Source organism: Phyllobacterium sp. MT110, assembly GCF_058792715.1.
Genome location: NZ_JBXAFE010000002.1, coordinates 609468 through 631406, shown reverse-complemented (window position 1 = coordinate 631406; position 21939 = coordinate 609468). Strand labels below are relative to the sequence as shown.

20 protein-coding genes, 1 tRNA gene and 1 pseudogene are annotated in these 21939 nt (G+C 58.7%); 10 read left to right on the top strand and 12 right to left on the bottom strand.

Annotation, left to right across the window (positions count from 1 at the left end):
* Window positions 1–14: 14 nt before the first annotated feature.
* On the bottom strand, window positions 15–968 hold the full coding sequence (locus AC1Q5O_RS14690) for a ring-cleaving dioxygenase (protein ID WP_492563843.1): 954 nt from the start codon (window positions 966–968) through the stop codon (window positions 15–17).
* A 168-nt stretch (window positions 969–1136) separates the two neighbouring features.
* Here AC1Q5O_RS14690 and AC1Q5O_RS14685 point away from each other — a divergent pair, with 168 nt between their 5' ends.
* Entirely contained in the window at window positions 1137–2111 is a 975-nt protein-coding gene (locus tag AC1Q5O_RS14685) for a LysR family transcriptional regulator (protein WP_492563841.1), read from the top strand.
* Between the two features lie 171 nt (window positions 2112–2282).
* Window positions 2283–2558 carry an HU family DNA-binding protein gene (locus tag AC1Q5O_RS14680; protein ID WP_091880272.1) on the top strand — a complete coding sequence of 92 codons (276 nt, stop codon included), beginning with the start codon at window positions 2283–2285 and terminating at the stop codon, window positions 2556–2558.
* Window positions 2559–2592: 34 nt separating this feature from the next.
* Here AC1Q5O_RS14680 and AC1Q5O_RS14675 read toward each other — a convergent pair whose 3' ends face one another.
* Both AC1Q5O_RS14675 and AC1Q5O_RS14670 read right to left on the bottom strand, forming a co-directional pair.
* Window positions 2593–3135 (bottom strand): GNAT family N-acetyltransferase, encoded by a 543-nt coding sequence (locus tag AC1Q5O_RS14675; RefSeq protein ID WP_346305807.1) that lies wholly within the window; start codon window positions 3133–3135, stop codon window positions 2593–2595.
* Window positions 3128–3580 (bottom strand): SRPBCC family protein, encoded by a 453-nt coding sequence (locus AC1Q5O_RS14670; protein ID WP_492563838.1) that lies wholly within the window; start codon window positions 3578–3580, stop codon window positions 3128–3130. Before AC1Q5O_RS14670 ends, AC1Q5O_RS14675 begins: the two co-directional genes overlap by 8 nt.
* Window positions 3581–3899: 319 nt before the next feature.
* Here AC1Q5O_RS14670 and AC1Q5O_RS14665 point away from each other — a divergent pair, with 319 nt between their 5' ends.
* Complete coding sequence (locus AC1Q5O_RS14665; RefSeq protein ID WP_492563836.1) at window positions 3900–5174, top strand: hypothetical protein; 1275 nt, start codon at window positions 3900–3902, stop codon at window positions 5172–5174.
* Window positions 5175–5207: 33 nt separating this feature from the next.
* Complete coding sequence (locus AC1Q5O_RS14660; protein ID WP_223613583.1) at window positions 5208–5432, top strand: sulfurtransferase TusA family protein; 225 nt, start codon at window positions 5208–5210, stop codon at window positions 5430–5432.
* 180 nt (window positions 5433–5612) lie between these two features.
* Here the strand turns inward: AC1Q5O_RS14660 and AC1Q5O_RS14655 are convergent, their stop codons facing one another.
* On the bottom strand, window positions 5613–6791 hold the full coding sequence (locus tag AC1Q5O_RS14655; protein WP_492563834.1) for a CobW family GTP-binding protein: 1179 nt from the start codon (window positions 6789–6791) through the stop codon (window positions 5613–5615).
* Between the two features lie 22 nt (window positions 6792–6813).
* Window positions 6814–7929, bottom strand: coding sequence for a D-alanyl-D-alanine carboxypeptidase family protein (locus AC1Q5O_RS14650; protein WP_492563833.1), 1116 nt, complete (start codon window positions 7927–7929; stop codon window positions 6814–6816).
* Between the two features lie 179 nt (window positions 7930–8108).
* Here AC1Q5O_RS14650 and AC1Q5O_RS14645 point away from each other — a divergent pair, with 179 nt between their 5' ends.
* The 3 genes from AC1Q5O_RS14645 to AC1Q5O_RS14635 all read left to right on the top strand — a co-directional run bounded on the left by AC1Q5O_RS14645 (window position 8109) and on the right by AC1Q5O_RS14635 (window position 11265).
* Window positions 8109–9278, top strand: coding sequence for a M20 aminoacylase family protein (locus tag AC1Q5O_RS14645; RefSeq protein ID WP_492563831.1), 1170 nt, complete (start codon window positions 8109–8111; stop codon window positions 9276–9278).
* 89 nt (window positions 9279–9367) lie between these two features.
* Window positions 9368–9444: transfer RNA gene (locus tag AC1Q5O_RS14640), tRNA-Arg, on the top strand.
* A gap of 285 nt (window positions 9445–9729) precedes the next feature.
* Complete coding sequence (locus AC1Q5O_RS14635; RefSeq protein ID WP_492563829.1) at window positions 9730–11265, top strand: hypothetical protein; 1536 nt, start codon at window positions 9730–9732, stop codon at window positions 11263–11265.
* A 101-nt stretch (window positions 11266–11366) separates the two neighbouring features.
* Here AC1Q5O_RS14635 and AC1Q5O_RS14630 read toward each other — a convergent pair whose 3' ends face one another.
* The gene (locus AC1Q5O_RS14630) at window positions 11367–11528 is read right to left on the bottom strand and encodes a hypothetical protein (RefSeq protein ID WP_492563827.1); all 162 of its coding nucleotides are present in this window, start codon (window positions 11526–11528) and stop codon (window positions 11367–11369) included.
* A gap of 1 nt (window position 11529) precedes the next feature.
* On the opposite strand from AC1Q5O_RS14630, the pseudogene AC1Q5O_RS14625 reads away from it, so the two are divergent.
* A pseudogene (locus AC1Q5O_RS14625) lies at window positions 11530–11754 on the top strand (amidohydrolase); the annotation flags it as partial.
* Between the two features lie 179 nt (window positions 11755–11933).
* On the opposite strand, the gene AC1Q5O_RS14620 reads toward AC1Q5O_RS14625, so the two are convergent.
* From AC1Q5O_RS14620 to AC1Q5O_RS14595, 6 genes are all read right to left on the bottom strand, one after another.
* Window positions 11934–13157 (bottom strand): hypothetical protein, encoded by a 1224-nt coding sequence (locus AC1Q5O_RS14620; protein ID WP_472462370.1) that lies wholly within the window; start codon window positions 13155–13157, stop codon window positions 11934–11936.
* A gap of 115 nt (window positions 13158–13272) precedes the next feature.
* Window positions 13273–14427 carry a glycosyltransferase family 4 protein gene (locus AC1Q5O_RS14615; RefSeq protein WP_492563824.1) on the bottom strand — a complete coding sequence of 385 codons (1155 nt, stop codon included), beginning with the start codon at window positions 14425–14427 and terminating at the stop codon, window positions 13273–13275.
* Window positions 14427–15668: a glycosyltransferase family 4 protein gene (locus AC1Q5O_RS14610; RefSeq protein ID WP_492563822.1), complete on the bottom strand. Its 1242-nt coding sequence runs from the start codon at window positions 15666–15668 to the stop codon at window positions 14427–14429. The genes AC1Q5O_RS14615 and AC1Q5O_RS14610 overlap by 1 nt, the downstream gene beginning before the upstream one ends.
* On the bottom strand, window positions 15665–16441 hold the full coding sequence (locus AC1Q5O_RS14605; protein WP_492563820.1) for a polysaccharide deacetylase family protein: 777 nt from the start codon (window positions 16439–16441) through the stop codon (window positions 15665–15667). The genes AC1Q5O_RS14610 and AC1Q5O_RS14605 overlap by 4 nt, the downstream gene beginning before the upstream one ends.
* Window positions 16434–17762, bottom strand: a complete 1329-nt coding sequence (locus tag AC1Q5O_RS14600; protein WP_492563818.1) for an O-antigen ligase family protein — start codon at window positions 17760–17762, stop codon at window positions 16434–16436. The genes AC1Q5O_RS14605 and AC1Q5O_RS14600 overlap by 8 nt, the downstream gene beginning before the upstream one ends.
* 17 nt (window positions 17763–17779) lie before the next feature.
* Window positions 17780–19258, bottom strand: a complete 1479-nt coding sequence (locus AC1Q5O_RS14595; RefSeq protein WP_492563816.1) for a GumC family protein — start codon at window positions 19256–19258, stop codon at window positions 17780–17782.
* A 158-nt stretch (window positions 19259–19416) separates the two neighbouring features.
* Here AC1Q5O_RS14595 and AC1Q5O_RS14590 point away from each other — a divergent pair, with 158 nt between their 5' ends.
* Entirely contained in the window at window positions 19417–20724 is a 1308-nt protein-coding gene (locus tag AC1Q5O_RS14590; protein ID WP_492563814.1) for a lipopolysaccharide biosynthesis protein, read from the top strand.
* Window positions 20725–20864: 140 nt separating this feature from the next.
* Complete coding sequence (locus AC1Q5O_RS14585) at window positions 20865–21938, top strand: GNAT family N-acetyltransferase (protein WP_492563813.1); 1074 nt, start codon at window positions 20865–20867, stop codon at window positions 21936–21938.
* Window position 21939 lies beyond the last annotated feature (1 nt).

Sequence of the window (21939 nt, the reverse complement as noted above, 5' to 3'; positions counted from 1 at the left end):
CCAAATGCCTGCGGTTAGACCAGAGGCTTCAGGTTTGCTTCGATGGACGCCCGCTTGCCCTCGAGGAACGGCGGCAGGGACAATCCTTCGCCCAGCGTTTCCAGCGGCTCGTCAACGGTGAAGCCGGGACCATCCGTGGCGATCTCGAACAGAATGCCATTGGGCTCGCGGAAATACAGCGAGCGGAAGTAGTAGCGCTCGACCTCGCCGCTGGACGGCATGCGGAAACTCTTCAGCCGTTCCGTCCATTCGTGCAGCTGCTGCACATCCGGCGCCCGGAACGCCACGTGATGCACCGCACCCGCACCCTGACGGGCCACGGGAAGATCCGGCTGGACGGCAACATGCAGTTCGGCAGCAGGCCCGCCCTCGCCCATGGAAAAGACGTGGACATGACCGGCCCCGTCGGGAGACGGATAGGTGCTGGTCTGGCGCATGTTCATCACATGCAGAAGAATGGCTTCCGTGTTGGTGATATCAGGCACGCTGATCGTGATCGGGCCAAGGCCTCTGATCTGGTGTTCGGCCGGAACCGGGCTCTTGTCCCAGGGATGCGACGGGCCCGCGCCGCCATCATCGATCAACCGGAAACGCTGGCCTTCGCCGTCCTCGAAATCGAGCGAGTCACGACCGCCGATTGTGACGATTTCGTCCGACTTGACGCCAAGTTCGTTGAAGCGCGCCTTCCACCAGACAAGGCTGGCCTTGCTGCCGACGCGCAAACCCGTGCGCGCAATGCTGTGCGTGCCGCGCCGCTCCGGGCCGACAGGCCAGTCGAAGAAGGTCAGGTCTGTGCCGGGCGTTGCCTCGCCATCGGCATAGAACAGGTGATAGGCGCTGGTATCGTCCTGGTTGACTGTCTTCTTGACGAGCCGCAAACCGAGGGTCTGCGTGTAGAAACGCAGGTTTTCCGGGGCATTCGCCGTGATGGCGGTCAGATGATGGATACCTGTCAATTGTAGGGACATGAAAGCCTCCTGAATGATGTTGCCTGGCGCTCATGCGCCGTTGGGGTGAATATCTGCGCTGCGGGCGCCGATATAAAGCCCGCTTCGATGCAACTCATGTTCGACATAGCAGAACGATTTTCCCAGAACCGTCTTTGTTGTTGCGCTGTTGTCCTCTATAAGAGAACCATGAAATGGCGCTTCGACGATCTCTTAACTTTTCTCGACGTGATGGAGACAGGCAGCATCACCATGACCGCCGCCCGTCTCAACCTGTCGAAATCCGTGGTCAGCAAGCGGATCACCGATCTGGAAGCGGCGCTCGGTACGGAACTGTTCCAACGCTCGCCGCGCAAACTGCTCGCCTCGGACAATGCCCGCGCCTTTGTCGAACGTGTCCGGCCGCTGGTGCGCGAGCTCACCGAAGCGGCCGACACCGTCGGGGAGCGCTACAGCGCCATTCGCGGCACCTTGCGCATCACGGCGCCGATGACCTTCGGCACGTTTTACCTGAGCCGCCTGATTGCCGATTTCGCCCGGCAGTATCCCGATCTCGAAATCGCCGTTGAGTTCGACGACCGTATGGTCGATCTCGTCAAAGGCGGCTTCGATGCCGGTATCCGCATCGGCATCCTGAGGGATTCCAGCCTGATCGCGCGCAAGCTGTGCACCGACCCGCGTGTCATATGCTGCAGCCCGGCTTTTGCCGCAGCCAACGGCCTGCCGCAAAACCTCGGCGAACTCGGCTCCTACGCGTGCATCGATTACTCCAACGTCAATACCAGCCAGCTCTGGCAGTTCGAAAACCCGGCGGCCCCCGGCGAACCCATTTCGGTTGCCATGCACGGGCGCATCGTGGCCAACAATGGCGAAGCCATGCGCGACATGGCCATCGCCGGACTGGGCCTGGTGCTCCTGCCCATGTTCATCGCCGCCGAAGCGCTGCGGCGCGGCACGCTCATCCCGGTCTTGCCGGAGGCGAGGCCTCTGCCCTACAGGATCTATGCGGTCTACCCGCCGACCCGGCATGTCTCGGCCAAGGTGCGCGCCTTTATCGACCACGTGGCACGCCATATCGGCAACCCTCCGATCTGGCAGAGGCCCGACGCTCTACAGACCGGCAGCCCTGAACCGGCGGAATCACAGGCCGAATCACCGGACTGAATTTGCAGGCGTCATCCGGCTCCGATCTGAAAAATCATAGCCGGTTTTGCAAAAAACCCTGTAAACACTGGGTATAAACCCCGAAAATGCGTCCTATTCCTGATGACAGAGGCGGCAACGCATGCCATACAGACGCCTTCGATCAACGAATATACTGAGGAAACCGCCAACATGAATACGTCCGATCTTATCGAGAAGCTCGTCGCTGATCAGGGTCTTACAAAGGTTCAGTCCAAGGCGATTGTTGATAGCGTTCTTAAGGGCATCACCGATGCCGTCGTCGCAGGCGACGAAGTTTCGCTGCCAGGCTTCGGCAAGTTCAAGGTACAGTCGCGCGCTGCTCGCGAAGGCCGTAACCCTGCAACTGGCGCAACGATCAAGATCGCAGCCTCCAAGAAGGTTGCCTTCCAGCCTGCAAAGGCTCTGAAGGATGCCCTCAACGGCTAATCACCGTTTGTGCTGATTTCATGAAAGGCGGTGCTCAGGCGCCGCCTTTTTTATTGTCGTTGCTGCTGCGTTCGAACCTGAAAAGAATAACGCTGTCGCCATCCTCTTCAAATTCGTCAACGGGCCGAAAGCCTGCCGCTTCCGATGCCCTGATCGCATCGAGATCGCCCGCCTCGTGCGTGATATAGGCAAACCGCTCATCGGTGAAATGCGGGAAGGCGATTTGCGCAAGATATTCCCGCAGCATCAGCGAACCGATGCCGCGCCCGATATAGTCCGGCTCGCCAATGAACAGATCGACGCTGATGCCGTAGTCAAGCGCGGGCAGCTCATCCTCATAGTCCGCGTTGCGGTAACATTGCAGATAACCGAAAGGCTGCTCGCCATAATAGGCGATGTGACAGATATCCGGCGTCTCGCCGGTGAACAATGGCCCATATTCCTCCGCAACCTCGCGCGGGGTTATCGGGTCCGGCTGATAGGAGTCACGCATATGCGGCATCATCAGCCATTTCGCCATCAATGGCAGATAGGACAGTGAGGCCGGGCGAAATGTGATTGCAGAATGTTCAGTCACGATGATCCACCGCCTGTTGATTGATAAAAGTCTCAAGACTGTCGAGCGCGCCGCTCCAGCCCTGCCTGTGACGATCCCGCGCCGCCTCGTCGTAGAACTTCTCATGGATGAGTGTCAGCAATGTGCCGTCATCCACCCGTTCCAGCACCAGCGTTACCAGCGACTCCCGGTCCGGCAGGGTAATCCACATCCAGGTAAAGGCCAGGCGCTGCTCGACCAGCACCTCGCAATAGACACCGCTGACATCGTGCTGCTCGCCGTCGAGGGTGACGAAGACGATGTGATAGCGGCCGCCAAGGCGCGGATCGGCTTCCGCCTTCAGGGTTCTGGCTCCCGTGGGGCCCCACCAGCGCACGATCATCGTGGGATCGGTCCAGGCGGCCCACACCAGCCGTGGCGGCGCTTTCAGATGGCGTTTGAGCGTCAAAAAGGGTGCAATTGCCATTCTGTTCCTCCCTGCACGGCTGATGAAACGGGCACGCAACGCGGCCGCTCACGGGCCGGACACCAACAATTGATGAGGGCGAATGCTTCCTGTCAATGGCGTATTACAGGGCAAGTACGTGTTGCAACGGATGGATCATCTTGGAAAAACAGTGTATTTCGCCATAAATCCGCCCTGTCTTCATTGCAGGTGACAATTGCATGATTGAGCAATTTGACTCATTGCAGTAAGGCTTTATCAACTATACCGGATGCAAATAGGGGGTTGTGGATTTCAATCCACACAATTTCGGCGAAGCGAACTGGTAACAGCTGCGAAGATGAAAATACCGACACATATCCTTGCTCCGTTATTGCTGACCCTGTTTCTGGCGGGTTGCCAGGGCGCGTCGGTGTCCGACCTTGCACCAAAATCCGAAAAGCAATTGTCCGAAAAGCTGGTCAAGCTGATGAAGACCAAGGGCATGACCATGACCGCGCCGATCATGGTCCGCATCTTCAAGGAAGAGAGCGTTCTTGAAGTCTGGAAACGCAAGGACAACGGCCGCTACGATATCGTCACGAGCTACCAGATCTGCAAATGGTCGGGCAAGCTCGGCCCGAAGTTCATCGAGGGCGACCGTCAGGCACCGGAAGGCTTCTATGCCGTGCGCCCCGGGCAGATGAATCCGAAATCCAGCTATTACCTGTCCTTCAATACGGGCTTTCCCAATGCGCTTGACCAGGCGCTCGGCCGCACCGGCGCCAATCTGATGGTGCACGGCGCCTGCTCGTCGTCAGGCTGTTATTCGATGACCGATGCGCAGGTTCAGGAAATCTACGCCTTTGCCCGCGACGCGTTCAAGGGCGGGCAGGATTCGATCCAGCTCCAGGCCTTTCCGTTCCGCATGACCGCAGCCAACATGGCGCGCTACAAGGATGATCCGAACTATCCCTTCTGGAAAAACCTGAAGGAAGGCTACGATCACTTCGAGATCACCAAGGTGCCGCCGAAGGTCGACGTGTGCGAGAAGAAATATGTCTTCAACAACACTACCGACCCGAATGCGCCGATTGCCGCAACGGCCACATGCCCGCCCATGCAGCAGCCTGAAACGCTGAAGATGGCCTATCAGAGCTATCAGACCAATTATGAGGCCGCATTCTCCTCCATGGCCGGCAAGAGCAGCATCCAGGCGCCGAGCCGTTCCATCCAGGGCTTGAACGAAGCCAAGATCATCGCCGAATGGAGCGCCCGCCGCGCCCGCGGCGAACGCGTCACCCAGGAGCCGCCATCCCTGTCGCCGCAGGACAAGGACGCCGCGCTGAAGCCGCAGGTCATGGTCCGCCTTGCGTCCGCTGTCGCCGCCGACAAGGCCCGCGACGAGCGCGAGGCCGGCAAACGGCACCGCATGACGGTTGCCGCCATCCCGGCCGCAACCACGGCACCGGCTTCCACCGCCAATCAGGTCGCCGCCAATGTCGTTGCCCCGGTACGCCAGACAATTGCACGCGTACCGGCACCGGCGGCAGCGCCCGCGCTGGCACCGGACGTGACAGCCACAGTGGCGGAACAGCCGGCAAAAAAGGCCTGGTGGAAAATCATCGGCAATTGAGCCACGTCTATTTGCCTGCCCGGAGGACCTGCCATGTCGGCTGACATCTATGATCTGCGTGGTCTGAACTGCCCGCTGCCGGTGCTGAAAACCCGCAAACGTCTGGAAACCATGCCCGGAGGCAGCCGTCTCTGGGTTGAGACCAGCGATCCTCTTGCCGTCATCGACATGCCGAATTTCTGCCTGAACGACGGCCACCGGCTGATCGAGACGGTGACCATCGAGGGCGGCCACCGCTTTCACATCGAGCGCGGCTAACGCACCATTCGCAGATTTGCAGCAAGACCAGTGCGTGGTTCGACAAGCTCACCATGAGGGAGGTGGAGGATCGCAGGGAGCTATATTCTGCAACTTTTGCGATTAGCATTGCAGCCAAACCACTTCCCTCATGGTGAGCTCGTCGAACCACGCACAACGTCCACTGCAGCTTGCTGAAGCCTAGACTTTCAGTCCCGGGATCGCCAGCGGATTGTCGAACAGCGCTGCACGGTCCGGCGTATCAATCTTCGGCTCGTTGAGGAAGGCGCTGAACAGCTGCGTCACGTAGCTTTCCGGCAAATCCTTGACGATCAGAACGAGCCGCGTCTCGCGCCGCCCTTCCGGCCATGCGGCAAGCCGCGCCGGCGGATGGAAAATCTGCTGCACGCCGTGAATGACCAGCGGGCGTTCAGGATCATCGGCCAGCTGCACGATGCCTTTCATGCGCAGGAGTTTCTCGCCATGGGCCGAGCGCAGGAGATCGAGGAACATCTCGAAACCGGCGCGCGATACCGGCGCATCGTGTGTCAGCGAGAAGGAGCGTATCGCCGCATCGTGGCGGTTCACATCGTGATGATGGTGGTGGTGGTCGTGATCATGGCGATGATGCTCCCCATGATCGTGGTGGTGATGATCCGCGTGATGCTCAACCGCTTCACGCTCATGCTCACGATCGCGATAGGCTTCCGCCTTCAGCCAGCGCTGCACATCGATGGTTTTCGTCTCGGGATTGTAGACACCGCATTCGAACAGGGCGGCATAGCCGGTGCGCGCATCGCCGACATCGATGATATCGGCACCGGGATTGAGTGCGGCGAGCCGGGCACGCAGTGCCGGCAGCCCCTGCGCGGCTTGCGGCATATCGGTCTTGGTCACGACAATGCGGTCGGCAACCGCCGCCTGTTTCACCGCTTCCTCATGCGCATTGAGCGTCGCCATGCCGTTGACGGCATCAACGGTTGTGATCACCCCGTCCACCCGGAATGCCTGCAGCAGCACCGGATGCCCCATGATCGCATGCAGGACGGGCGCAGGATCGGCCAGCCCGGTCGTTTCGATGATGACCCGCTTGAGCCGCTTCAACTGGCCCGTCTGGAGACGGTCGATCAGGTCGGCCAGCGTATCGACGAGTTCGCCCCGCACGGTGCAGCACAGGCAGCCGTCGGAAAGCTCGATGACGCCTTCGCTCGCCGTCTCCACCAGGAGATGGTCGATGCCGACATCGCCGAATTCGTTGATGATGACGGCCGTGTCGGCCAATGCCGGATCTTTCAGCAGGCGGTTCAGCAAGGTGGTCTTGCCCGACCCCAGGAATCCCGTGAGTACAGAAACCGGAATGGGGGCATTGAGGCCACTCATGATGACATCCTATCTTGCTGCGTTAATTCACTGTTTTTGCCGTGTTGGCCGCATCGGTGATCGATGCACGGTCGGGCCGCGGAACCGGGATCGGGATGCGGCTCATGTCCTTGCCCTTCGCATTGGTCTTGGAGGGAAGCAAGGCAACGAGTTCCGCCTGCGGTTCATGATCCATCCGGTACATGTAGGGCGAACCCTCGATGATATGCCCTTCGACGTCCTTGCCATCCCAGCTGTCGGAGGCGGCGGCCTCCTTGGAACAGACGGTCGGGCGCATGTTGACGGCGACATCGCGCGTGGCCGGGCCGTAGGGCTGCAGGGCCTCCAGCGTCTTGCCGGTTCCGCGGGTCTCAAACCCCTTTGCCAGCAGCTCGGCCGCCTTCGTCGCGCGCCCCTGCTGTTTCAACTCACCCAGAACCACGGTGATGATGTTGCGGCCATCACGGGTGGCCGAGCCGACCAGATTGAAACCGGACGGGCAGACAAAACCAGTCTTCATGCCGTTCGCGCCCTGGAACCGGCCGATCAGCGCATTGAAATTGGCCTGGATCTTGTTGCCGGAATCAATCGCCTCAATATCGAAATAGTGCATGTATTGCGGGAATTCGCGCCGCATCTGCACCGTCAGGATCGCCAGGTCGCGCGCGGTCGTATAATGATCGTCCGAATGCAGGCCGTTGGGATTGACGAAATGCGAGCCGTACATGCCCAGACGCTTGGCTTCGGCATTCATCAGCACGGCGAATTTTTCCGATGAGCCGCCGAGGGTCTCGCCGACAGCCATCGCCACGTCATTGGCCGATTTGACCATGAGAATCTTCAGCGCGTTATCCAGCGTGAGCTGCGCGCCGGGCTTGTAGCCCATTTTGCTCGGCGGCTCCTTTGCCGCACGTGCCGTCATCTTGATCGGCGTGTCCAGGGTGATCTGCCCCGATTCGATCATGCGGAAGGCCACATAGGCGGTCACCAGCTTGGTGAGGGACGCCGGATACCAGCGCTGGAACGCATCTTCCTGCGACAAAACCTCGCCGGTGCCGACATCGACGGTGATGTTCGGGCCCGCAAGTGCCGCTGTTGCCAGGCCCGCGGTGGTTGACACCACGCAGCCCGAGAGAAAGAGTGCTACAGTTTTCCGCATTCCAGATATCCAGCCTGTCTGTATAAAGAACCAGGGAAATGGCCTTGTGATTTCATTGCCGGGCTTCCCGCCGGGTCGCAATGGCCTTATCTATCCTATGTGGCAGGCAAAAGGCAAAACACCTTTGAACTGTTCACTGAATTGTCAGATGTAGTCCGCACGTTTGGAGTTTCAACACCATGCCCTTGCTTAATCGCGCCATCGAAATGCAGGAAGAAGTCTCCCGGTGGCGCCGCCATCTGCATGAGAATCCGGAACTGATGTTCGATGTCCACGAGACCGCGAAATTTGTCGCGGACAAGCTGCGGAGCTTCGGCGTCGATGAGGTTGCCACCGGCATCGGCCGGACCGGCGTCGTCGGCATCATTCACGGACGCCACGGCGAAGGGCAGACGGTTGGCCTGCGCTCCGACATGGATGCGCTCCCCCTCAATGAAATCACCGGCAAGCCCTACGCATCGAAAAACCCCGGCAAGATGCATGCCTGCGGCCATGACGGCCATACGGCCATGCTGCTCGGAGCGGCGCAGTATCTCGCCGAAACCCGCAACTTCAAGGGCTCGGTCGCGGTGATCTTCCAGCCGGCGGAGGAAGGCGGCGGCGGCGGCCGCGAGATGGTCAAGGAGGGCATGATGGAGCGCTTCGCCATCTCCGAAGTCTACGGCATGCACAATACGCCCGGCCTGCCCGTCGGCCAGTTCGCCATCCGCAAGGGGCCGATCATGGCGGCAACGGACGAATTCAACATCACCATTGAGGGCCGCGGCGGCCATGCGGCCCAGCCGCACCGCACGATCGATCCGGTGGTGATCGGCGCCCAGCTCGTCAACGCGCTGCAGACCATCGTTTCACGCGGCACCGATCCGCTGGATTCGGTCGTTCTATCCGTGACAAAATTCCATGCGGGCGATGCACACAATATCATCCCGCAGAAGGCGGAGCTCGCCGGCACGGTGCGCACCTTGCGCTCCGAAATGCGCGACTTTGCCGAGAAGCGCCTGCGCGAAGTGGCCGAGGGCGTGGCGACGGCTCTCGGCGCTGTCGCCAGGGTGGACTACGACCGCAACTACCCCGTCACCTTCAATCACGACCAGGAGACGGAATTTGCCGCGCGCACGGCGCAGAGCGTCGCCGGCAGCAAAGCGGTCGATCTGGAGGTCGCCCCGATGATGGCCGGGGAAGATTTCTCCTATATGCTGGAAGCGCGCCCCGGCGCCTTCATGTTCATCGGCAATGGCGAGAGCGCCTCGCTGCACAATCCGGCCTATGATTTCAATGACGATGTCATTCCGCACGGCATCAGCTACTGGGTGCAGCTGGCCGAAAGCGCCCTTCCCGCCGCATCCTGACATTTTGAGACGTGGCCGCTGAAGATGCGTGCATTTCGCGCATCTTCAGACTTGGCGTCGCGGCGGAAAAACAGTATGTCTGGCCGCATGGTCCCGTAGCTCAGTAGGATAGAGCGACAGATTCCTAATCTGTAGGCCACTGGTTCGAATCCAGTCGGGATCACCATAAAATCAATGACTTAAGTAGTCTCACGTTCCAGTGTTCCTCACGCGTTCCTATTCGGGGGTTCCCGAGCCGTTCTTTGGCTGGCGATGCGCAACGCGCAAATCAGCTAAAAAACGAGGTTTTTCAACATTTTTCCAGTCGGACTACATGGCCGTTGTGACGCTGGGGTGGCTCACATGATGTTGCGGGTGTTCAAAAGCCGAAAAAACTTACCCGCATGCTTTAAGGAACCGCACACGCATGGTACCTACGGCAAAGATAATGTGAAATGGAACAGTCGCAACAATGCGGATATTGATAGTCACGGGAATAGTATTCCTCCAGATCGGTTTCGTATATTTTACGTTATGGGGCATCGCATCCAATTTACGACGTTGGGTGGGAGAGATAGAGGCGATTGCTGGGGCTATCTGTGTCTTCGCCGTGGCATCTCTTCTTATATTCTGGCTGTCATGGAGCATACCTCAATATCAAGCGATATTTCGAGTAGGCGTTTCGCTTTGCCTTCTATTCTGGGCGACTACCGCATTATTACACGGCAGTGAACGGATCAGTCTGGTACTGCCATTCGCAATAGCAGCTATCGTTTCAACCGGCCTTTTCCTCATTGTTCATGGGGCCGATCATTCAGGCGCCTCTCCTATGCGAGTGGCGGCAAAAATTTTCACCCACGAATTACCCGGCGATAACGAAATACCTATGGTGTTCGCAGATGCAATTCTGAAGGGCCATGTGCCATCACCTTTTTACGGCGACTGGTTGTCAAGTGACAGACCGCCATTGCAAACAGGGATGTATTTACTGAGTCCGGTGGTTTCAATTGTTGGAAACAAGGGGCTCGGATATCAAGCACTGGCTATTGCAGTGCAAATGTTTGTGCTGATTGGCGTGTGGTGTCTGGCGCGAGCAATGAATTCGACAAGAGCTGCGGCGGCTTTAGCAATGATCGCTGTAACCTTTACCCCGATCGCAATTGTCAATGGCGTATTTGTATGGCCAAAGCTTCTAGCAGCCGGATTTGTCGCCGTGGCGGTTGCCCTGCACTTTTATGGAAAACGCACGACTGTTATCGACGGCACAGTAGTCGGAACGTCATGCGCGATGGCATTGCTCTCGCACGGGTCAGCAATCTTCACACTCCTAGGAATGTTCATCGCGGCTCTGTTGATGCGAAGACTTGGCAATCTTAAATATATTGCCTCGGCGGTTCTGTGTGTTGTGGTGCTTTATTCGCCATGGTTGGCCTATCAGCAATTTGTAGATCCCCCTGGGGATCGGCTGGTAAAATGGCACTTCGCCGGCGTCGGCATTGAAGGTGTTGACAACCGGCCGTTGTCAACAGCGTTAAAGGATGCATATGCCGACGTAACCTTGACTGGATGGGTGCACGGGCGCGAACAAGCCTTCTGGCGATCGTTCATGGGGTTGAAGGATAGCTACGCAGGCACACTTAGCGCTGCCCAATCTCTTTTTATTGAGCAAGATGGACAAGCCTCTGCCAAGCTTGCCACGGTTCGCTCTCAGCAGTTTTATGGCGTCGTCATTGCTGGTGGTTTGCTAGGACTTGCCTTCATGCTTATCCCGCTCGGGTTGCTGGACAATAGCTTACGGCCCCTTTGTCTAGTAATCGCTCTTAACTTCATAATTTGGTGGGCCGTACTATATGATCCGTTGGGAGCGATAGTGCATCAGGGCAGTTATTTCCCGGAGATCGCCATTGTTGCCGGCTTTGTGGTGTTCTTAGCACGACGTTGGCCAAGGATTGCGGTAAGTGCCGTCGGGGCTCAAGTTGCTCTAACTGCTTTTCAATTTTCAATGTGAACAGAGAACAAGCGGTTGACCTGACACCGAAAAGAACCGGTGGCAAGCCCCTTGCAGTGGTCGACTGCATCCAACTAAGCTTAGCCAAAGTCATTCCAGCCTTAGGCTTTCGGCATCTTGCGCTTCAAAACCGTGCCGTAAACGCCGAGCGTCTGGTCCGCGATGTTCAGCCAGCCATATTGTTCTGCCACAAGAGCGCCCTGTTCCGTCGCTTTGCCGGAATCGAACGGCACGGCGAGCTTTGACCATATGCCTGCGGCCATGACGACCATGCTGCTCGGGGCGGCGCAGTATCTGGCCGAAACACGCAACTTCAAGGGTTCCTTCGCGGTGATCTGCCAGCCGGCGAAGGAAGGCGGTCAAGGAGGGCATGATGGAGCACTTCGCCATCTCCAAAGTCTGCGCATGCACAATACACCCGGCCTGCCCATCGGCCAGTTCGCCATCCGCAAGAGGCCCATCATGGCCGCAACGGACGAATTCAACATCACCACAAATCTACAATTTAGGCAGTAACACGTTCCCCACACTTGTGTTTGAGCGTTTCCAAGACGTTCATTGGCCGAGATGAATAATCCGCCGATCAACTGCAACATACCAAAGCACTTACGACGAAAGAGTGCGTCTGTCTGTAATACTGTAATTCCTGATGCCGTTAGCGGACAACATCACCAAATGTCGTTCGCTTCTGCCTGCTGGCATAATTCCAAAGAATAGGGGATCTGATGGTGACTTGCCGTGTTTCCATCGTGGTGAACAGGCATGATAGCCCCTTCAACGAGACACCTGCTCACTGCTTCACTCCAAGCCTCAAGACGATCCTGACCACGCTGAAAATTGTGAATGGTTACTGGTATCCACCCCAATACCACTATGACGGCCACGCCCCGGACAATTGAACTCGCGCTGAATATCAGCCAGACCAGCATCCAGGACATGAGAACAAGTGGAAAAAAGAAATATCGCGGACCATTACCGACAGGGGATATCATCTCTATCGGCACCCGCAGCAACGAACTGCCTATCGTCGCGCCAAGAGCTAGCCCAAGCAGGACATAAGCGAACCGCGTATCAGATTGAACTGCCAATACACCAAAAAGCAGCAAGGCCGCCGTTCCTAGAGCTACTGACAATTCCATCCAAGTCGAGGCAACAAAACTCATACCACCAAAGAACACTGAAATTGCTGGTATAATGTCGGCTAGTTCGATGTTCTCGGTTTTGGCAGGGTCCCCGATCATCACGTAATACAATTGAATAACAACGCCCACGGCAACAAGCAAAAAGGATAGTCCGTCTTCGCGCCACCGTTTGGTTAAGACGGCTCTGAGTGCGAACAAAGGAAGGAGTATTATGCATGTCGGTGAGGACAGCGAGCCAATCAGGATAAATGTGTAGCGCAGTATCAGAGCTTCGCCCGGGCGCCATATGAGTGCTAGAAACAGCAAGCACGTTGTCCACCAGAATGTGTATTGAGGCAGTGCATAGACCTCGGCGTTCATTGGAAGAATTACCATCATGACAGCGCAGAGTATCCGGCCTCGCAGATATGTGGGGGACGCCGCAACTGCCGCAACACATGCAGCTTGGGCAGCGATACCGATGATAGTAGAAATTACGGGGTAATGTTCGAATGAAATGAACAGTGCGATGTATGTGATAAGTCTGGAGGGAAGAATTAAATAACCATTAACTGGCTCAAATATAGCCATGAATCCACGCTCAATCACCTGCGGTATAATAAATAGACCATCTTCGTTCCATACTTCAGGAAATGAGATTTGATCGGGCCTTCGTAACGCAATAGTTATCGCAGCGATGAAAAGTACCAAGAAATAACGATGTTTAACTGCAGGCATAAAATAATTGGAAACGGCTTTAGTATAATTCACCATATCACCCGTATTGGAACCACTGAGCATTGTTGAATATAGATTTGCGATAAAAATAGAAGCGCAATAATGCGGAAAACTTCATAAAAATGACCTGATCATTTCGAGTCCAGCCTTAGGCTTTCGGCATCTTGCGCTTCAAAACCGTGTTGTAAACATCAAGCGTCTGGTCCGCGATGTTCAGCCAGCCATATTGTTCTGCCACAAGAGCGCCCTGTTCCGCAGCTTTGCGGGAATCGAACGGCACGGCGAGCTTTGACCGCATGGCCGCGGCCAATTGCTCAATGTCGCCAAGCGGGAAATAGTCCTGCGCTGGCAGGCCGATTGCAAGGTTGGCCGTGATGTCGCTGGCAAGCACCGGCAGCCCGGCGCCCATCGCCTCGAGCAAGGCAATCGGCATGCCTTCGTGGCTCGAAGGCAGCACGAACAGGCCCGCATTCTCGTAGAGGATGGAAAGATCGTCGCCCGTCTGCATGCCGGCGAGAACCACGCCAGGAACATCGGCGGCAAGCTTTTCAACGTCCTGCGAATAATGCGCCATGTATTCGGCCGATCCCACCAGAACCAGCTTGACCGTGGGATCGGCCAGTTTGGCAAAGGCTGCGATCAGATCGTGCTGGCGTTTTTCCGGCACGATGCGTGCAACCAGCATGATGTAGCGCCGCGACGTGAGCCCGAGTTTCCCGAGAATGCCCGTATCCGTCTGGCTCCGGCGGACCGTCATGCCGTTCGGCACATAGTGCACCGGCACGCCGTAACGGCTTTCCATTGTCCGCGCGATGTCGTTGGACACGGCAATGCGCGCGCGCGCAAAGCGCATGCCGGCCTTCTCGCCCAGTTTCAGCATGAGCTTGGCAAGGCCGCCCCATTTCTGCCGGTCGTAATCATAGCCGTGATGGGTAACGATAACCTTCAGGCCGAGGAGGCGGGCCAGCGGCGTCATCAGCGCCGGGCCGATGGCATGGATGTGCAGGATATCCGGACGATGATAGGCGGCAAACAGCACGCCGAGCGCCGTATGGGCGATCGCCTCGAATTTCACCGAACCGGGCGACCAAAGCGGATGCACCTTCACCCGCTTCCACGTATAGGGATCGGGTGTCAGCAGGTACCGCCTGCGGCCGAGAACCGTGACATCCCAGCCCTTGTCGACAAAATGCCGGCTGAGTTCCTCGACATGTTTTTCCACGCCGCCCTGCACCTCGGGGATGCCGCGCAGGCCGAGCATCATCACCGTGGGTTGCTTTGCTACACCGCGTCCGTCAGCCATCAGGATACTCCAAGCGTGGCGTAGAGATCGACCATGCGGTCGCGATAGGCGGCCGCCGAGAAGTCGCGGGCGATCCACTCGCGGCCATTCATGCCCATGCGCGAACGGGCGGCGGCGGTGAGGTCCGCCATGGCGCCGATGGCACGTGCCAGGTCATCCGCATCGCCGGCAATGGCGGTCATGCCCGTTTCGCCCTCGCGGATCATTTCCGGAATGCCGCCGATGGCCGCGCCAATGACCGGCCGGCCGAGCGCATAGGCTTCCAATATGCTGACGGGCGCGTTTTCATACCATTCGGAGGGCAACACCAATGCCCTGGCTTCGCCGATCAGGCGGCGCAGATTGCCGCCCGAGACATATCCGGCGAACGTGACATCCGCACCCAGCTCCGCAACGAGGGCCTTGAGCATGGCCTCGTCCGGGCCGGTTCCGGCAATCACCAGCCGCTGCCTTGCCAGCGCCGCGGCGCGGATCAGGGTAACCAGCCCCTTCTCCGGCGCGAGACGTCCGGCAAAGACGAAATAGTCGCCTTCGTTCCAGCCGGTGGCGAATTCCTGCGTATCGACAAAATTCGGGATGTAGACCAGCTGTTCCGCCGGCCAACCCCATTCGATCAGCTTCTCGCGGTAGAACCGGCTCGGCACCACGAACCTGTCGACCTTGTTCCGGTAAAGCCCCAGCCCGCGATGCACGATGGTCTCCAGGAACACCAGGCCGCTGAGGACAAGCGAGCCCTTGATGCAGCGGTGCCGCACGACATTGTAGATCCGGCCGCCGCGGCACTCCTCGCAGACATGGCCGTCAACCAGCATCTTGTAGGCGGGACAGGCCAGCTTCAGGTCATGCACGGTCATCACGGTCGGAATGCCTGCCTTTTTCAGCGTGGCAAAGATCGAGGGCGAGAGATGATGATAGACATTGTGCGCGTGGGCGATATCGGGCCGGGCCTGTTCGATCAGCGCTTCGATGCTGCGCTGCGCTTCGAAGGAGTAGATGATCTTGCCGGCCTGGGCAACTTTGGTCAAAAGGCTGCTTTCCCGCCCGTATTCGATTTCGGAGACAAAATGCTCCGACCAGGCAGAGGCATCATTGTCCGGATGCTGCATGGCAAAGGGAATGACCTCCCAGCCGATCTCGGCAAAGAGCTGCATGTGCTCGAGGAATATCGCTTCGGCGCCGCCGCGCCGATAGAAATAATTGTTGATCGCGAGCAGGCGCTTCGACGGGGTGGAGACGTTCACGACGGATGCCTCCCCGCGCCGAATTGTTCCAGCGCATCCCGCACCGGCAGGACCGTGCATCCCAGCGCCAGCGTATGGGCGACGAGGCGTTCGAACGTCTCCGCCGTGCACCCGAAATCCGTCGGCTGCGGCGCGATATCGTGGGTGAAAAAGATGAGCCAGCCAGGCTCCGCGATCAAATGATCGATCCAATGGGTCAGGCCGCGCGCATGGCTTTCCGGCTGCCGGATTTCCACGCCCCAGAGAAAGGCCGGATTGACGGCGCCGCGATTGATGCGCTCGCCGCCGGCGCGGCAGGTTTCGAAACGGCTGCCGAAAATGCCGCGCCCCCAGAACGAACCGGCATTGTAGGGATAAGCGAAATTGCGGCGGCGCTCCTGCGGCGCAACACTGTCGAGATAGGCCTTGTTCCGCTGCAGATCCGCGGCAAGCCGCCGGTTGCCCATATGAGACACCTTCGTGTGGGAGAAGGTATGGCAGCCGATCTCATGACCCTGCTGCGCCAGGGCCCGGCATCCCTCGCGGGAAATCAGCGTGCGCCCGGGTTCAATCTGTCCTTCCAGCGACCCGGCGATGTAGAACGTGCCGCGGACGCCATGGTCCTCGAGTATGCGTGCACCGTTGGTCAGCGCCGTATCGGGCACGTCATCGAAGGTGAAGGACACGACCGGGCGCGATACGGGTATGTGCAGGCGCGGTCCGGGCATCCGGCGCATCAGCCTGTCGGTGATACGGTCCGACCAATAGTCCAGTTTTTTCAGAATGTCAGGCATGGGCGACCGTCAATCTACCTTGTGAAGGTGTTGGGCTGACAATGCTGGCATTTGCTTGCAGGCGCAGGCCGAACACGGCGAACAGGAATGCGAACCATAACGGGCTGCCGCTCTGGAAGAACATGCTTTCCACGCAGGCTGTATAGATCCCGTACAGCCAGACGCGAACAAAAAGCCGTGTGAGGGCAGGATTGTTGGCGGCTTTATCCGCCCTGCCTATGTCGCGCAGCGGCAGAAAAAGCAACCATATAAGCGTGAGAACCAGGCCTGGTATCCCGGTTGTCAAAAGCGTGTCGAGATAGCCGTTGTGGCCGTTATAGGCGGCAACGGCCCACGTCTCGACATTGCCGCCGCTGTAGACCAGCTCCTCGGTTTGCCAGAATGACTGGAATCCATAACCGGTAAAGGGCTTCTGGGCGATGGCGGAAAAGGCGAAACGCCAGATGTCCGTCCGGTTGGTAAAGGTGGCATCGATGCCGGCAGCGGTGATGAGGGATCGTATCGGTTCGAACACCGCCGATCCCACGGCAAGAATGTTGAACAGTGCAATCCCGGCAATGCCGATCAGCGCCCGCGTCCGCTTCCAGCGCTCGAATATCCAGGCAAGGATGAGAACACCCGGCAATGCGGCGGTGGATGTCTTGCCACCGGTGTGCAGCAGAAACACCACCGAGAGGACAATGATGGCAATACCTGCCAGTCTCTGGCCTGCGCTATGGACAAACAGTCCGAAGAACACCGCCATCACCATGACGGCGGCCGCGACGTTCTTGTGGGGAAATTGACCACGCCAGAAACCCGCATTCATCGGCTCGCGGATTTCCGATGCCTGGTGAATGGCCCGTGTGGGAAGGGCGATGACGCCAAAATAGGCAAAGCCCAGCATGATGAGCGTCGCCAGGCCAAGCAGCTTGCCAAAATGCCGGTCGGACTGCGGCAGCAGCAGGAAGACACTGGCGTTCACGCAAACCAGAATGGCAAGGACGATGCGTTTGAGGGCGATATCGGGATGCGCGGACAGTGCGGAGACCAGAATGAACCAGGCGAACAGCAGGACGAGCAGCCCGCGCGGCTGCATGATCGTCCGGCGCAGGGGGCTGCTCAACCCGAAGGCGATCAATCCTGCCGAGAGAACCAGCGTGACAAGCTGATTGACCACGTTGGAGTTTCCAGCGCTCGGATCGACCGAAGCCGCGCCCGTCAGATCGACATAGGGCGTGGTGGTGATCCAGAAAAACAGGAAAATCGCCACGAACAGCAATGCGCCGACACCACCCGCTGCAGAGGTCGTGGGCGCAGTTCTGGTTTCGATTGTTCCCATAAAAGAACGTATCCTGCTTAACTGTTCTTCGCCTTGCGCTCGGCGCGCATGACCCCAAGCAGGCCGGTGGCGATGGCAAGGCAGGCGCCCAGGCCCAATCCGGCAAATGTTCCGCCGGCGGCAAGCAACGCCGTGCGCGGCGGCCAGCTGCGGCGCAGGGGCGGTATGGCGGACGAGATCACCCGGATATTGGTGCTGTTGAGCTGCTGGCGCTCCGTCGTTTCACCGGCGCGCGTCAGGAAGGTCTGGTAGATGGCGATTTTCGTCGCCATGTCGCGTTCCAGATCGTTCAGCCGCACCTGTGCATCATTGTCCATGGAAACGGAGGAGCGCGCACTCGCCGCCTGCTGCTTGAGCGCATCGACCACGGATTTCGCCTGGTCCAGATCGACCTGCGCCGCCCGCAGGATGCGCCCGGTTTCCTGCGATATCTGCTGTTCCAGGCCGCCGAGCTGCGACCGGGCACGGATCAGCCCGGGATAACGCGGCCCGTAGGTGATCGACATGGAATCCACCGTCTGCTTGACCGTCGCATATTGGGCGCGCAGGCTGGCGAGCGTGGGCGACTGCAATGTCGCCGACGGGCTCGTCTGATTGGGTGTCGAGGCTGTCAGCTCGTTGTAGCGCGACTGTGCTTCGACCAGCCGGGCATTGGCATCCACCAGCTTCACGTTGATCTGCGCCATGGACTGCGAACTGATCAGCTCCCCGGCGCTGGTCTGGAGACCATGATCGCGCTTGAATTCAGCCACCTTGGCCTCCGCATCGGAAGCGCCCTGCTTCAACTCGGCCAGCCGGTCGGTCAGGGCCGAGGCCGCGCGTCCGGCCCCATCCGCCTCCGCCTGGGCGACTTCCTCCTGGAAGGCCTTGGCCAATGCATTGGCAATGCGCACCGCCGTATCGGGATTGTTGGCCCAGGCCGCGATGGTCACCATGTAGGAGCGTTCCTGGCGGCGTGCGGTTATTCTCTCGGACAGGCTGCGCATGGCTGCCAGCGTTTTGTCGGCGACCGCCGGCTTGCTGCCGAACAATGAACCGAGACTGAAGCCCGGACCATCCGTGCCGACAAACTCCGGATCGCTGGCAAGGCCAAGCTCACTGACGACGCGCCGCAACACATTGCCGGAGGTCAGCACCAGCATTTTGCTTTCAACGTCGAGCAGCTGCGTGTCGCCCTGCTGGTTCTGCACATAGATGTCGTTCGGCAGGACCTGAAGATTGGCCGGCGGCACGAGCAGGTCCGTATAGACGGTATAACGCGGCTTCGCGCCCATCCCGTAACCGATGCCGATCAAAGCGCCAACGACGGCCCCCATCAAAACCCAATACCAGCGGGCAAGCAGCCAGGAAATCAGCGAACTCACATCGATGTGCGGCAGGGAGAAGGCAGCGGCCGGGACCGGTTTCCGCTCGTCACGCACAGGAGGCTCGACGACAGGTCCCTTGATAGGAGCTGCCGGCTGCAGTTTACCCGTCGCGTCACGCAGTTTGTACATTCAACAATACTCTGTAAGCATCAATCAAACCGTAACGGTTTAACGGTAATGTATATCTAAACGATAGATTGCAAATTTTGGTTAATAAATGGCTATCTCCCTTTGGCCTGCTGAACAATAAAGATGAAAATGCCAGCCCTCCGCCCAGGTCGTAGAACATGAAGAAGTTGAGCGCTGCGGAAATCATCGCCGGACTGCCGCGACTCCTGCCGATGATCATGTCCTATGCGGCGTCGAGCGGCAGCCTGCTGATCGCCAATGCGGCACAGCTGGTGACATTCGCCATTCTTGCCCGCTCCTTTGGCGCCGTCGAATTCGGCGTCTTCGTTTCCGTAACGGCGGTGACCAGCATCGCCGTGCATCTGTGCGGCCTCGGCGCCTCGGAATGCCTGGTGCGGCGCGTCGCCCGCGACCATGCCATGTACCCCGTCATGATGGGGCACAACCTCATCCTGACCCTGACAAGCGGCGTCGTGCTGGTGCTGCTCGGCATCGCCATTCTGCCCTTCTGGATGAAGCTTTCGCCCGATCCCGTCGAGAATGTCATCGCGATCCTGCTGATCCTCATCACCAACATCATCCTGGTCCGCATCATTCTGCTGACCGAACAGATCTTTATCGGTCATTCGCAGTTTCCCGCGGCCAACCGCTCCGTGGTCGGCTTTGCCTTTGCCCGGACGGCCGCCGCCGCGCTTGCCTGTCTGGTGTTCGGCGTGACCAGCCTGGTTGACTGGGCCATATGGCAATTCACAGCCCATGTGCTGGTTCTGATCGTCTATATGTGGTCATTGCGCAAACTCGGCCGGCCGCAATACCGGATCGTGCGCGAGGAAATCCGCCTCGGCATTCTCTTCGCAACCCCCTTCATCTTCCGCGCCATCCGCCAGAACGTCGATCTTCTCATGCTCGGCATCATGGCCAATCCCGAGGTCGTCGGCAGCTACGGTGTCGTGCGCCGTATCGTTGACAGCAGCTATCTCTCCATCGATGCCATGAACCGGCTGGTTTATCCGGGCCTTGCCCGCCTGAGCATCGATGGCATTCACAACGCGATCGGACGGACCAAGAAGATATTGCTGGCCGCCCTGGGGATCGGCATCGGTTCGGCCCTTGCCATCTTCATCATTGCCCCGTTCCTGCCCATTCTCTTCGGCCGCGAATATGTATCATTGGTCTCGTTCTGCCGGATTTTGAGCGGAACGGTGGTCTTTCTTGCCATCTGGTCGGTGGCAATCGATGCGCTTGGGGCGGCGGGATATCACGGTCCCCGGGCGGCAATTCTCAACACCGCCAATGCGGTTGGCGCGGGACTGATTGCCTGGGCCACCTGGGTCGCGCCGCCGCTCGGAACATTCGTCTCGATATATGTCATCGAGATCGCCATCATGATCGCCGCATGGCTGGTTCTGCTTCGTCTGGCGCGCAACAGCCGGGTCGCTGCGCAGGAAAGATCGTTTACCACGTAGAACATCTTGCCGTCAGAATTGAAGAATCGCGCTCTGGTTGCATTGACTATATGCTTCGAACATCGAGATAGTGCAGACTCTTAGTCGGGATATACGTCTGCATGGGGATGGAGATGAAGCGGGGAAGACAGATACGTCCGATGACTGTGGACGATATTCCTCAGGTCGGACGCCTATTCTATAAAACGTTCCGCAACCGGGCCAGCAATTCAAGCAACGCCTTCAACGATTATTTCCAACAGCTGTTTTTCGGCAGCCCGATCTACCAGCAGCAATATGGCAGCATCGTTCACGAGACATCGGCAGGGCACATCAGCAGCGTCGTTTCGGCCGTACCAATGCAATACATGGTCGACGGCGGGATCATAACGGCGCGTCTTCTCTGCGCTTTCATGACGGACCCCGACATGCCCTGCCATGGCGCGGCCGAACTCGCGCTGACCATGCGGCCGCGCAATCAGGATCTTTGTTTCACCGACAGCGCCTCCCCCGCCAGCGCCGGGGCATTCAAGGCGGCACGCGCCGCCCTGTTGCCGGTCCACGGGCTGGACTGGTGCCGGGTTTTCCAGCCGGCCGGTTTTTTTGCCCGGTCGGCGGCCAGCCGGTCAACCCTTGGCCGCCATGCCGCCCGGCTGCCGATTGCACGACCGGTCGACCATATCATCAGACGGATGATACCGGGGCTGCATGTCGAGCCGGGCGCGGGAATGCATGACGAGGACATGGCGCCGGAGCTGTTCGTAGCAACCGTCCAGGACTTCCTCTCCGACTATCCGGTCCGTCCTGTCTGGTCGGGGCCGGAGCTGAACTGGATTCTGGATGTCGCCAGACTGAATGCAAGCCTCGGAGATCTCAACATCCGCTCGGTCTGGGATCAGAATGCCGAGCTGATCGGCTGCTTTGTCTATTTCGGACGCCCCGGAATGATTGCCCAGGTGATGAACATATTTTCCCAGAAGGGCAAGGATGCGCTCGTGATCAACCGGATGATGTATCATCTGGAACAGGCCGGGCTTGTGGCGGCCCGCGGCCATGTGCAGCCCCGGCAACTCGACGCATTATCCCGGCAAAGGGCAATGTATTACAAACATCGCGCCCATACCTGCGTCAGCACCCGTCATGCCAGCGTCCTCAACGCCATCGACCGCAACGACATGTATATCGGCGGACTGGCCGGTGAATCGTGGAGCCGGCTCGTATCGGACTTCTTCTAGA